Source organism: Micromonospora aridisoli (assembly GCF_056150025.1).
Genome location: NZ_JAXCFK010000142.1, coordinates 1 through 552, shown reverse-complemented (window position 1 = coordinate 552; position 552 = coordinate 1). Strand labels below are relative to the sequence as shown.

Sequence of the window (552 nt, the reverse complement as noted above, 5' to 3'; positions counted from 1 at the left end):
CCTTTTTTCACTACGGAAACTTTGACTAGATCTTTGTCAAATATACGGATATAGGCTTCATTTGTTCCTAAGTCCAGCTTTACACCATTAGAAAGTTTTTCGATATTCTGAACAGAAAGTTTTTGAAGTTTGTCCTTTGTTAAAGGAGTATCGGCTTCAGGTTGAGTAACCGCCAGAACGTTCGGAACTGTTGCCGTTAAACTAACAGTAGCCGCAATGGAAAGGCTCGCTAAAACACGTAACGACTTTTTTGATAGATTCATGTTCCACCTCTTGGATAAAAGATTTAATTAACACCAGATTAATATAATTAATTACAAAATGTTCTGTCAACTATTCATTTAAAGAATCAATCGATGGGTATTAAGACCTCACTTCCATGATTTCACAAGAATGAAAGCGGATAATATTTTAAAGAAACTATGTTATAAAAAATGTGAAAATAGATCATTATATCTACAACTTTAAATTTTTAAAAATTTAATTCAAATCCATTACTTATGGCAAATATTTATTACAATACCGAAGGGATAAGGACTTAATAAACAGAAA

General features: G+C 31.3%; 1 protein-coding gene. It reads right to left on the bottom strand.

The annotated features are described in order from the left end of the window. Positions 1 to 263: hypothetical protein (locus SM447_RS29785; protein ID WP_474576189.1), on the bottom strand; the 263-nt coding region annotated here is incomplete at its 3' end. Positions 264 to 552: the final 289 nt, after the last annotated feature.